Origin of the sequence: Shewanella sp. Isolate7 (assembly GCF_022398425.1) — a bacterium.
Classification (GTDB): domain Bacteria; phylum Pseudomonadota; class Gammaproteobacteria; order Enterobacterales; family Shewanellaceae; genus Shewanella.
This window is the reverse complement of sequence record NZ_JAKEVJ010000002.1, coordinates 57,992-70,522: the sequence shown is the minus strand read 5'-3', so window position 1 is coordinate 70,522 and position 12,531 is coordinate 57,992. Positions and strand designations below refer to the sequence as shown.

At 56.0% G+C, this 12,531-nt stretch carries 8 protein-coding genes, 1 pseudogene and 1 riboswitch; of the genes and pseudogenes, 5 read left to right on the top strand and 4 right to left on the bottom strand.

Annotation, left to right across the window (positions count from 1 at the left end):
- Nucleotides 1-56: 56 nt before the first annotated feature.
- Nucleotides 57-710, bottom strand: coding sequence for a 3,4-dihydroxy-2-butanone-4-phosphate synthase (gene ribB, locus L1D47_RS00915; RefSeq protein WP_041509640.1), 654 nt, complete (start codon nt 708-710; stop codon nt 57-59).
- A 160-nt stretch (nt 711-870) separates the two neighbouring features.
- Nucleotides 871-1,072, bottom strand: a riboswitch (FMN riboswitch).
- Nucleotides 1,073-1,211: 139 nt separating this feature from the next.
- Between ribB and L1D47_RS00910 the strand changes: the two genes are divergently transcribed.
- From L1D47_RS00910 to L1D47_RS00895, 4 genes and pseudogenes are all read left to right on the top strand, one after another.
- Nucleotides 1,212-3,269 (top strand): S9 family peptidase, encoded by a 2,058-nt coding sequence (locus L1D47_RS00910; protein WP_239882199.1) that lies wholly within the window; start codon nt 1,212-1,214, stop codon nt 3,267-3,269.
- A gap of 31 nt (nt 3,270-3,300) precedes the next feature.
- A pseudogene (locus tag L1D47_RS00905) lies at nt 3,301-3,564 on the top strand (GIY-YIG nuclease family protein); the annotation flags it as partial.
- 162 nt (nt 3,565-3,726) lie between these two features.
- Nucleotides 3,727-4,563 (top strand): phosphatase PAP2 family protein, encoded by an 837-nt coding sequence (locus L1D47_RS00900; protein WP_239882198.1) that lies wholly within the window; start codon nt 3,727-3,729, stop codon nt 4,561-4,563.
- Nucleotides 4,564-4,638: 75 nt separating this feature from the next.
- A complete protein-coding gene (locus L1D47_RS00895) occupies nt 4,639-5,460 on the top strand; it encodes a phosphatase PAP2 family protein (protein ID WP_239882197.1) in 822 nt (273 codons plus the stop codon).
- A 92-nt stretch (nt 5,461-5,552) separates the two neighbouring features.
- Here L1D47_RS00895 and L1D47_RS00890 read toward each other — a convergent pair whose 3' ends face one another.
- Nucleotides 5,553-6,323, bottom strand: coding sequence for a hypothetical protein (locus L1D47_RS00890; protein ID WP_239882196.1), 771 nt, complete (start codon nt 6,321-6,323; stop codon nt 5,553-5,555).
- 215 nt (nt 6,324-6,538) lie between these two features.
- On the opposite strand from L1D47_RS00890, the gene L1D47_RS00885 reads away from it, so the two are divergent.
- On the top strand, nt 6,539-7,339 hold the full coding sequence (locus L1D47_RS00885; RefSeq protein WP_239882195.1) for a class I SAM-dependent methyltransferase: 801 nt from the start codon (nt 6,539-6,541) through the stop codon (nt 7,337-7,339).
- A gap of 76 nt (nt 7,340-7,415) precedes the next feature.
- Here the strand turns inward: L1D47_RS00885 and L1D47_RS00880 are convergent, their stop codons facing one another.
- Nucleotides 7,416-9,200 carry a M14 family metallopeptidase gene (locus L1D47_RS00880; protein ID WP_239882222.1) on the bottom strand — a complete coding sequence of 595 codons (1,785 nt, stop codon included), beginning with the start codon at nt 9,198-9,200 and terminating at the stop codon, nt 7,416-7,418.
- Nucleotides 9,201-9,381: 181 nt separating this feature from the next.
- Nucleotides 9,382-12,531, bottom strand: coding sequence for an efflux RND transporter permease subunit (locus L1D47_RS00875; RefSeq protein WP_239882194.1), 3,150 nt, complete (start codon nt 12,529-12,531; stop codon nt 9,382-9,384).

The following is a 12,531-nucleotide window of genomic DNA, read 5'->3' as shown; positions in this document are numbered from 1 at the left end:
TTTGTTCATCATAGATACTCAATAGGGTCCACAAATGTGAACCGACGAGCGTCTAATTAGCTCGCCTGTTCGAGTAGCGACTTGCGATAGCAGACGATGTCTTCGATGGTCAGCACAGGCATCTTATGCTGCTCGCCGAAGGCGATGATCTCAGGCAGACGGGCCATGGTGCCATCGACATTAGTCACTTCACACAGCACACCGGCCGGCTTGAGCCCGGCCAGTTTCATCAGATCGATTGTCCCCTCGGTGTGGCCGCGACGAGTCAATACGCCACCAGGCTGTGCCCGTAGCGGATAGACATGGCCAGGACGCGCCAGATCGCTCGGCTTAGCATCATCGGCAATGGCGGCCTTGATGGTCGTCACGCGATCGGCCGCCGACACCCCTGTGGTTACCCCTACCTTGGCCTCGATGCTCACGGTAAAGGCGGTACCATACTGGCTGGAGTTGTCTGCCACCATGGGCGGGAGATCCAGCTGTTTCACGCGCTCGTCGGTGAGACAGAGGCAGACGATACCGCTGCATTCACGGATCAATAGTGCCATCTGTGCCTGAGTCAGGTGTTCTGCGCTATAGATAAGGTCCCCTTCGTTTTCACGATCTTCATCGTCGACCACCAGCACGCCTTGACCGGCTCTTAGCGCAGCTAAGGCAGCTTCGACACGAGTGATGGCATCACCAAAGGGAGAAAGTAGAGACTGATTCATGGTTAAATCCTTAGTAAGACTAATAAAATGGTTTTTCCAGAATCAGGGCATACAGAAAATGGCGCGCCTTGAGATAAAATCATCTCGGCTCGCCGAATAAGAGGTGTGCAGGCACGAGAAAAGCAGAGGCTTGGCCTCATCTTCTCGCGGTCACGCTATCTTATATTCTCTTTCATCCGGACTTAGTGCACTAGGTGCTCATTACCGTCGGCTCTGGAATAGATGGCTTGGCGCGCACTTCACCAGATCTGCTGACCCTAGTTGCAAACTAATACCTAGATGCAAATAGGCGCTCGCGGGCTGACAACCCTAATGGATTGATCACCGCCGGTGGGGAGTCTCACCCCGCCCTGAGAATGTACTCTCCGTCGATGGAAAGCGTGGCTATGGTGCGCCTAAATCCATCAAAGTACAAGCGTCAGGGGTGACAAATATAAGCCAGATCACCTAAGCTCTTGCTCCAGCACCCGCTCACTTTCGACTCAGAATAAGGTCAGTCCTATGTCAGGGATAATTCCTCCTATCGCCCGCAAACAGCCTCATGTACTCAAGCACCATGGCGATGAGCGTATCGATGACTACTATTGGCTTAGGGACGATGACCGTCAGTCCCCCGAGGTGCTGGCGCACCTAGCGGCGGAAAACCGCTACCATAAGGCCAGCTTCGCCCCCTTCGAGTCGTTGCAACAGACACTGTTTCAGGAGCTGGTTGGCCGTGTGGACAAGGATGAATCCAGCGTCCCCTATCGCTGGCATGGACATTGGTACTATAAGCGCTACCGTGGAGACGACGAGTACCCCCTGTTTGGCCGTAAGCACGCGTTAGAGGGCGAAGAGCAGCTGCTGTTAGATGCCAACGAGCGCGCCGAGGGTAAGGAGTTTTATAGCCTGGGCGGCTTGAGCGTCAGCCCAGACGAAACCTTGCTGGCGATCAGTGAAGACACCCTGAGTCGCCGCATCTATACCATCCGCATCAAACGACTCGACCAAGAGAGCTGGCTCGAGGACAGTCTAACCGACACAGACGGCGAAATCGTCTGGGCCAACGACAACAAACACCTCTTCTATATCGCCAAGGATCCGCAAACCCTGCTGGGCAACCGTGTCTATTGCCACCGTTTGGGCGATCCCCAGGCTAATGACCGTCTGGTTTATCAGGAAACAGACGACAGCTTCTATCTGTCGATCGGCAAGAGCCTGGATGAGTCGCGCATCCTGCTCACTCACGAGAGCACGCTCACCAGCGAGGTCTCTGTGTTGGATGCCCATCAGGCCGAGGGGCACTTTAAGCCGCTGCTGCCGCGGGAGACGGGCCACGAATATTCGGTGGCCAAGCGGGGCGATGAGTATTACATACTGACCAATTGGCAGGCGGTAAATTTTCGGCTGATGAAGGCTCCCGAGTCGAGCTTCGCCGACAAGCACAGCTGGCAGGAGATACTCCCGGCAGACGAGTCGCGGCGTCTGGAAGATCTCCTGGTACTGAAAGACTATCTGGTGGTGCAGTATCGCCGACAGGGACTAAGCCAGATCCTTATACAGCCCAATGACGCCCCGGCCTATGAACTCAGCTTCGACGATGCCGCCTACGTGGTGGGGCTGGATGTAAATCCGACCCAGGACAGCCATTATCTGCGTATCTACTATGCCAGCCCATCGACGCCGGAATCTATCTACCAGGTGGATCTCACCCAGACGACGCCGAGGCAACTGCTGAAACAGGAACGGGTACTCGGCAACTTCGATAGCCAGCACTACCAGACCGAGCGACTGTTTATCGATGCCCGAGATGGCGCCAAGGTGCCCGTGACCCTGGTCTATCGTAAAGACAGATTCCGCCAGGACGGCAGCAACCCCTTGTATCAGTATGGCTATGGCGCCTACGGCTACACCATAGAGCCCGACTTCGACAGTGCCATCCTTAGCCTGCTGGATCGCGGCATCGTCTATGCCGTCGCCCATATTCGCGGCGGCGAGATGCTGGGCCGCCCCTGGTACGACGCCGGTCGCCTGAAGCAGAAACAGAACAGTTTCAATGACTTTGTCGATGTCACCCAGGCCCTGGTGAAGCTGGGTTACTGCGCCCGGGATAAGGTGGTCGCCAGTGGCGGCAGTGCCGGAGGCCTGCTGATGGGTGCGGTGATCAATCAGGCACCGCAGCATTATCTCGCCGTGGCGGCGCACGTTCCCTTCGTCGATGTGGTCACCACCATGCTAGATGAGTCCCTGCCCCTCACCACCAACGAATATGATGAGTGGGGTAACCCGAATCAGGTCGAGGCCTACCGCTACATGTTGAGCTACTCCCCCTACGACAACATCTGCCGCCAGGCCTACCCACACCTGCTGGTCACCACTGGTCTACATGACTCTCAGGTACAGTATTTCGAGCCCGCCAAGTGGGTGGCTAAACTCAGAGAGTTCAAACAAGATGACCATCTATTACTGTTTCATATCGACATGGAGGCAGGTCACGGCGGTAAGAGCGGCCGTTATCGCCACTATGAAGATACCGCCGAAGAGTATGCCTTCTTCCTCGGCCTGTTAGGGCTGGCCTAAGATGACACAAGAAGCGATGAGCACAGGGCCTTGGAGCCTCTACATGATCCGCTGCGCCAACGGCCACCTCTACACGGGGATCACCACTGATATCGATCGCCGTTTCAAGGAGCATAGTGACAATGGCCCCAAGACCGCCAAGTATCTCAGGGGCAAGGGGCCACTAACCCTGGTCTATCGTGAGCGGGTCGGCAGTCGCTCGGCAGCCCTGAAGCGGGAGATCGCCGTGAAAAGGCTCACAAAAGCGCAAAAAGTTGCACTAATACACTTTGATTCAAATGATGAAAACCCTTAGAGAATGCAGGGGAAAGCAGCTGTAAATCATAGGCTAAAGCCAGAACAAACCAGAGCGCCTCGGCCCAACAAGATGTAAACCCAGGTTTTACATCGGGTTAAACACCTTTACTTACCCATAACAAACCACTATCTTAGGCGGGCGCGTTTATGTGGAAAGACTATGAATTTACAACAACAAGCAAAGGCGATGGGAATGCCTGCGCAAGACAAGTACCAGGGACGCGGCTTTATTGGGTTACTCTTGTTTCTACTTTGTCTACACCTCTTAGTGTTAGACGCCTCGAACAATCTATCCCTATTTAGATTCTTTAACGGCATTGCGGCCTACGCACCAGCCGATCTCCTTCTGCTGATCACAGATCTCGGCAATGGCGTCACCCTAGGGGTGATCACCCTCTGCTGCCTGGTGAAACGTCCGGAGCTCCTGCTCAGGGTCGTCATCGCCAGCGTGCTGTCGCTGATCATAGTGCCCCTGCTGAAGCAGACCTTCGATGCTCCTCGTCCGGCCGTGTTGCTGGAGACGCTCAATATTGTCGGCGAGATCCGCCTGAAACACAGTTTCCCTTCAGGCCATACCGCCACCGCCTTCCTGTTTGCCGGCACCCTCTTCTTCGCCTTTAGGCAGACGCAGATCAAATGCCTGACAATCGGCTTCGCCAGCCTGGTGGGACTGTCGCGTATCGTTGTCGGTGCGCACTGGCCACAGGATGTGATCATGGGCGCCTTCGTCGGCCTCTTCTGCGCCTACGCAGCGGCCCATTGCCCTCTGGTCAAGCTAAGCCAGTTACACAAGGCGCTGATCATGACCTTCCTCTGGTTGGTACTCGTGATATGCGAACTGGATAAGAGTTTCGATAAAGATCTTATCTGGCCGATACTCATGCTCAGGTGGGGCCTGATCGCCACTGCCGCTATGTTGATCTGGCGCGAATATGGTGCCATGTATCGCACCAAGGCGTTGGCAGGCATTGCAAGGTTAACCACCCAAAAGGCGTAAGACTTTCACCAAGATTCACGCTTTCTTCACACTTAGGAGCCTACACTGGAGACTCCTAAGATGAAGAGGTTTGCCATGTTCAGACAGACCCAGGCTCAGAACACCAGGGACCCCCCCCTGACGATGACCACAGATCGCAGCAGCTATGGTGTCCTGCTACTGCTGGTCAGCATGCTCATGCTCCTCTGCCTGAATCAGGTTCTCAACCTTAACCTCTTTCATGCCATCAACGGCCTCTCGCCCGGGGTGCCGCAGTGGCTACAGCTCGCAATTACAGATCTCGGCCACGGCAGCACACTGGGCACTATAGTACTCATCTGCCTGCTGCGTCGCCCCGAGCTGATGCCGCAAGTGCTAACCGCCAGCCTGCTGTCGATGATCTTAGTCCCCCTGCTGAAACAATATTTCGATGCCCCCAGACCGGCGGCGACCCTAGATTTTCTCTATATCGTCGGCGAGACACGCCTGCACCATAGCTTTCCCTCGGGCCACAGCACCAGCGCCTTCCTGTTTGCCGGCACCTTACTCATGGTCATGCAAGACAAGAAGAGCAAGTGGGCGTTGCTGATGGGGGCTAGCATGGTGGCACTGTCGCGCATCTTGGTTGGTGCCCACTGGCCGGTAGACGTGCTGGCTGGCGCCTTATTGGGACTAAGCTGCGCCTACATCGCCTCCTATATACCCTTGGTGCGGATGTCGCCTAAGCGTTGGGGAGTAATGGCAGGCGTACTGCTGATCACCCTGCTGGCATGCCAATACAAGGAAACCTCTCAGCAGATGGCCTGGCAGATCATCGGCCTGCGCTGGGGACTCCTGCTGCTGGCCAGCATCTTGGTGATCCGCCAATATCTGCAAGCTCGCCAGCCTTTGGCGCCACGTAAGCTAGCCAGAGCCTGACCCCAGGTTTCAGGTTTAAAGGGTGGGCATCGGCTAATCCACAGGTTCACCAGGGAGCCAGAGATTAGCCTCTGCGCCGGGAAATCCTGGCCCTAGTCTATGCTGACCTGACCCTGAATCTTGTCGAAGCTGAGGCTGCCTGAACCGGCGTCTATGATGTGAAGCCCCTGGGTGTCCACCACACTAATGCCGCCCGAGCCATCGTCTATGGTAACCTTACCTTTGATCCCTCTAACCTCTATGGCACCCGAGCCGTCGTCGATCTCCACGTCCCCCTGTACCGATGCGATAGTCAGGCTGCCTGAGCCATCCTTAACCTGAATATCACCGGCCATATTGGTGAGCGTGATGCTGCCCGAGCCGTCGTCTATGGTGAGCTTGTTCCCGCCATCGACCTCTATGGCGCCAGAGCCATCTTCAATCTGCATGTCAGCCTGCACGCCGCAGATCACTATGCTGCCCGAACCATCGTGAATATCCAGCATCATGTTGGCTGGCACCTTCACCATAAGATCTATGTAGGGCGACTGACCATTTGAGAAGCTCATGCGATGAAAGCTGTCGAAGTTGGCCACCAGCTTGGCCTTGCTGCCGCTGCGGGTAAGTGTCAACTCGGGCTCGGCGCCATCATAACCATAGATGTCGGCGTCTAGGGTGATCTGCTCAACCGAGGCATCGCCCACTATCTTCAGGCTACCTGCGCCCGTATCGGCGACCAGGGTATCTAGCGATTGGGCCTCCAGGGTCAATTGTGTCTGCTTGTGATAATCGAAGTTGTCCCTACCCGCACTGTTCACATTCACAATGCATCCTGTGAGTCCGAGTACCAGGACGGTCACCATAGTTATTGCGCGAGCCAACATAAAAACCTTCCTTATTCTTTATTAGAGTCATTCGTCACGCCTAGAAGTGGCGTCTTAGATAGCCCAACTAAGCAGATAGCATGCCAATAAGTTATCTTATTGTTTTTAATGTGTTATTGTTATATTTGCACGATTTAAGGATGGTGACATCACCACCTGGTTCGTGGGATTAGTTACTATTTAGTGAAATACTTCATCAACTTATGAGGCGCCCAGTGGATTACTTAACCCTAAATCAAACGGCCTGGAATCACAGAACCTTAGAGCACCTAGCATCCAGCTTCTACGATGTAGAAGGCTTTCTCGCCGGCAACAGCTCCTTGCAGGAGATAGAACTGGCAGCGCTTGAGGTGGAAGGGAAAAGCCTGCTGCATCTGCAGTGTCATTTCGGCCTGGACACCCTCTCCCTGGCACGCCTGGGTGCCGAGGTGACCGGCGTCGATCTGTCCGATACCGCCATTCATCACGCCCAGCAGCTGGCTAAGGCCTGCGGACTGGAGGCCAATTTCATCTGTAGCGATGTTTATCAGGCTGGTGCTCAACTGCAACGGCAATTCGATATGGTCTACACCTCCTATGGCGCCCTCTGCTGGCTGCCGGATCTACGGCGTTGGGCCGAGCTTGTCCATCAGTCGCTGCTACCAGGAGGCCAGTTTTATATGGTGGAGTTTCATCCCGTGCAGGCGATGATGGAGGGTTACAGCTACTTCGCCCAGCAGGCACCAGATGTTGAGGAGGAAGGCACCTACACGGAAAATGCCAGCGACACGAAACACACCATGGTGACCTGGCCTCACTCGTTGGCAGACGTGATAGGGGCGCTCATCCAAGCCGGGCTCAGGATAGATGCGATTGAAGAGTTTCCTTTCAGTCCCTACGACGCCTTCGACAATCTGGTGACGGGCGAGAGCCTGGGACTGACCAGCGACAGGCCCAGGTATTATCAACTGCATCAGGGCAAGCCGATCCCTATGGTCTACAGCCTGTCGGCCAGCAAGCCAAAGGCACCGGAGTAACGCCTCGTTAGTCAGACCCGAATAGACAGGCCCGAATAAACAGGCATAAAAAAGCAGGCTAGGCCTGCTTTTTGGTTTAATCCCTTAGCACGGGATAGACACCGTACTGCTTGTCGTAATAGGGACTGCGCTCATAGAACCAGCGCAGTCTCGCCTCAGCATCCTTGGCAAACTCAGGATCCCTAAGCGCCGCCTCAAACTCGGCCGCCAGGGCGGGATCTTCTTCGAGCATCTTGGTCGCCAGCGGCTCTACCGCATAGTGCTCGATATATTCGGTGCGGGTAAAGATGGGATTGAAGAAGCCCCACTGCAGCAGCGAATCGGGCGACTGCGGCTCCAGCAGGAGAATCGCCAGATCGCCGAGCGGCTGATGAGTGCTGATCTTCACAGTGCCCACCGGCAGCGCCACCTTAACCTTATGGCTGGACACAGGGGCAGAGACCCGCTGACGCCCCTCGTAATCCTTGGCATCAAAGGCCGGCTCACCGAATCGATACTGGGTCAGGGTGAGTGTCTTGGCCTGCTCCAGGCGCATCATGCGGATACCGTGAATACTCAGGCGCTCGATCACTGCCTGCCACTGGGGTGGAATATAGTAAGCCTTGGGGCGATTCACCTTGATGTCGGCACGGGTCTTACCCTTCACGGGCAGATTCTCATACAGCTTGGGCTCGCCGGTCCAGCGCACCACTGTCTCGCCGCTGATGGGGCTCTGCTCCAGGCGATAGTCTATCCCTTTAAAGTCCCAGCCCTTTGGCTGAGTCTCCGACTGCCAGGTGAGTGTGATGCGGTCGCTATAACGATAGCTGTCCTGCTTGATGGCGCTCCGCAGCGCCGTGCCCTGCTCGCCCAGCACCTCTAGGGTCGAGGCCAGCATCACATAGGTGCCCAGAACCCGCTGCTTAAAAGGTTTGAGACTGTGATTCTCGATCAATATGGTCGGCAGATGGCGGGCGTCACCATAGCCGTTCGAGTAGCGTGGACTGGCGTTCCACAAGGATAAGCCCTGGCTCAAATCACGATTATCGAGGGCGAAGACCAGGGGGCCGGGGACATGCCCCTGGGCGCTTAGCGCCTGTTCCACTCGAGGACGATACTTATCATTGAGCCAGCGATAACTGGCGGGGCTCAGGCCCTGGGCCAGGTTATAGCCGAAGGTGACGTCATACTGATAATCGATGCCGTCGGTGACATGCACATCGATATAGAGATCCGGCTGCCAACGATTAATCGCCGCCAACATATGTTGCATCTCTAGGGAATCAGCCTTGGCGTAGTCACGATTGAGGTTGAGGTTGTTAGCCGTGGTGCGCCAGCCCATATCCACCGGGCCACGCTGGTTGACTCTGTTATACTGACCGCTGCGCTCGTGGGCATCGACACTGAAGATAGGCACAAAGAGTAGGTTTGCACCGCTTAAAAGCGCCTGCTTATCACCCATGACCATATCACGCAGCAGCATCATGCCCGCGTCCTTGCCATCTATCTCACCCGAGTGGATCCCCGCCTGCACCAGCAGGGTCGGCTTGCCGTTGGCTTGTAACTCTTCGGGCGTCGCACCGCCCTCCTCGCTCGCCACTATCATCCAGATATCCCGCCCCTGGGGGCTCTTACCTAAGGAGACCTTGTGCAGCTTGTCGCTGATGGCCAGCAGCTTATCGAGCCAGACGAAGGTATCTTCATAGCTGGGGCTGGTTTTCAGGCCTCCCTGCTCGAAGGGCGTCGCCCAAGGGTCATCAGGCGTGCGCAGCAAGGCCTCGCTGGCCCCCTGCCAGGTCATGCTCGGCGGCAAGATGGCATCGTTAACATAGGTCTTATTTAGCGTGATTTGGGCCGGCTGAGGGCCGCCGGTTTCGGCCATGGCGGAGCTGCCAAGGGCGGCGAGACAGAGGAGCGTAGCGCGAGAATATAGGGACATCTTAGGTTACCTAACGGCTTATTATTAGCCGATTATCTTTCAATAAATAACCAGTAAGGTCAACAGCCCCTAAGGCAATAAAAAGCCCGGCTTAAACCGGGCTTTTTGAGCAAATGGCGATTGCCTACTCTTGAGGCGTCGACTCGACGGGCTGAGACGCCGCACCTTTCTTCTCGCGCTTGCTAAAGATGCGCTCCACAATCACGAAGAAGATAGGGATAAAGAAGATCCCCAGGAAGGTCGAACTCATCATGCCGCCCAATACGCCGGTACCGATTGCGTTCTGGCTGCCCGAACCTACGCCCGAGCTGATGGCCAGCGGCACAACCCCCAGGCCGAAGGCCAGCGAGGTCATCAGAATAGGACGCAGACGCACACGCACCGCGTGCAGTGTCGCCTCAACCAGACCGGCGCCCTTCTCGTAAAACTCTTTCGCGAATTCGACGATCAGGATGGCGTTCTTAGTCGCCAGGCCGACTGTGGTCAACAGACCCACCTGGAAGAACACGTCGTTCGGTAGGCCGCGACCATTCATCGCCAGCAAGGCACCTATGATTCCCAGTGGCACCACCAGAATCACAGCGAACGGCACAGACCAGCTCTCATACAGGGCCGCCAGTACCAGGAATACCACCATGATAGACAGGGCGTATAGCGCCGGTGCCTGGTTGCCCGAGAGGCGTTCCTCATAGGAGAGGCCGTTCCACTCCACACCAAATCCTGGTGGCAGCTTAGCCACCATGGCCTCGATGTCGGCCATGGCCGCACCCGTACTATAGCCCTGGGCCGTACCACCCTGGATGTTCATCGCCGGCAGACCGCTGAAACGCTCTAGACGTGGCGAACCATATTCCCAGGTACCCGTGGCGAAGGCCGAGAATGGCACCATCTCACCCTGGCTGTTACGCACATACCAGGTATCGAGATCTTCTGGCTGCATACGGTACTGGGCATCACCCTGTACATAGACCTTCTTCACACGACCACGGTCGATAAAGTCGTTAACATAGCTACCACCCCAGGCGGTACCCAGCACGCTGTTTACCGCGTCGATGTCGATACTCAGGGCGCGAAGCTTAGCGTGGTCGATATGGATGCGATACATAGGCGCATCTTCCTGACCGTTTGGACGCACGCCCACCAGGTTAGGGTTCTGCGACGCCATGCCCAGCAGCATGTTACGGGCCTCGAGCAGCTTCTCATGGCCTTGACCATTTCTGTCTTGTAGATAGAAATCGAAACCGTTTGCCGTACCCAACTCGATCACCGCTGGCGGTACGAAGACAAACACGAAGGCCTCCTTCATCTGCATGAACATGCCCATGGCACGTCCGGCGACCGACTTAACGTCTTGACCCGGGCCGGTACGCTCAGACCAGTCTTTCATGCCCACGAAGGCCTGACCCATGTTTTGACCTCTACCGGCGAAGCTGAAGCCAGACACGCTAAATACCGACTTAACGCTGTCACCCGTCTCGTTGAGATAGAAGTCGGAGATCTTGCTCATCACCTTCTTGGTACTCTCTTGAGTCGAGTTGGTCGGCAGAATAGCCTGGGTAAACAAGATACCCTGATCTTCATCCGGTAAGAAGGCGGTCGGCATACGCATGAAGATCCAGCCTACGGCTACCGTCAGGGCCACATAGATCAACATGACGCGTCCGGCGCGCTTGATCATCGCCGCCACGCTGGCCTCATAACGCGAGGTCATCTTGTCGAAGCTACGGTTAAACCAACCGAAGAAGCCGGTTTCCACCGCATGATGCCCCTTGGCAATCGGTTTCAGCATGGTGGCACACAGAGCCGGTGTCAGGATGATCGCCACCAGCACAGAGAGCGCCATGGCCGATACGATAGTTACAGAGAACTGACGATAGATCACACCGGTCGAACCCGACATAAACGCCATAGGCACGAATACCGCCGACAGCGTCAGACCGATACCCACCAGGGCGCCGGTGATCTGATCCATCGACTTCTTAGTCGCCTCTATCGGACTCAGACCCTCTTCCGACATCACACGTTCGACGTTCTCCACCACCACGATGGCGTCGTCCACCAGCAGACCGATGGCCAGTACCATGGCGAACATGGTCAGGGTGTTGATCGAGAAACCGGTCGCCGACAGGATGGCGAAGGTACCCAGCAAGACCACAGGTACCGCAATGGTCGGGATCAGGGTCGCACGGAAGTTCTGCAAGAAGAGATACATGATGACAAACACCAGTACCACGGCTTCCAGCAGGGTATGCACTACGCCCTCGATCGACTTCTCGACAAAGGGAGTGGTGTCATAGGGATAAACCACTTCTAGGCCTTGCGGGAAGAAGGGCTGCATCTCGTCGACCTTCTCACGCACACGCTCGGCGGTTGCTAGGGCATTAGCGCCAGTAGCCAGCTTGATCGCCAGACCGGCAGCCGGACGGCCGTTATAGAAGGACTCTACCGAATAGCTTTCCGAACCCAGTTCGACCCGGGCCACATCTTCCAGAAAGACCTTGGCGCCAGACGGATCGGACTTAATGATGATCTTCTTAAACTCATCGGCAGTCTGCAAGCGACTCTGGGCCGTTACCGTGGCGTTGAGTTCCTGACCCGCGACAGAGGGCGCACCGCCCAACTGGCCCGCAGACACCTGAGCATTCTGCTCACGAATCGAAGCCATGATGTCCAGGCTGGTGAGGTTGTACTGCGTCAGCTTGAGGGGATCTAGCCATATACGCATGGCATATTGAGCACCGAACAGCTGGATCTCACCCACACCGGGCACACGACTCATGGGGTCTAAGATGTTAGAGCCCACATAGTCGGAGATATCATTCTTACCGAGCGAACCATCCTGAGACACGAAGCCCAATACCATCAAGAAACCTGAGCTGGATTTATTGACCTTAACCCCTTGCGCCTGCACCTCTTGCGGTAGCAGAGGCATCGCCAGCTGCAGCTTGTTCTGCACCTGAACCTGGGCGATGTCGGGATCGGCCTCGGCATTAAACGTCAGGGTGATCTGCGCGTTACCAAAGCTGTCACTGGTGGAGGAGATGTAACGCAGATGGTCGATACCCGTCATGCGCTGCTCGATCACCTGGGTAACCGTATCTTCCATGGTCTTGGCAGACGCGCCAGGATAGATGGCGCTAATCACCACGGTCGGCGGCGCAATACTCGGGTACTGCGACACGGGAAGCTTCATGATAGAGAGCACCCCGGCCAACATAACAATAATTGCAATCACCCAGGCAAAGATAGGGCGATCGATGAAAAAACGAGCCAT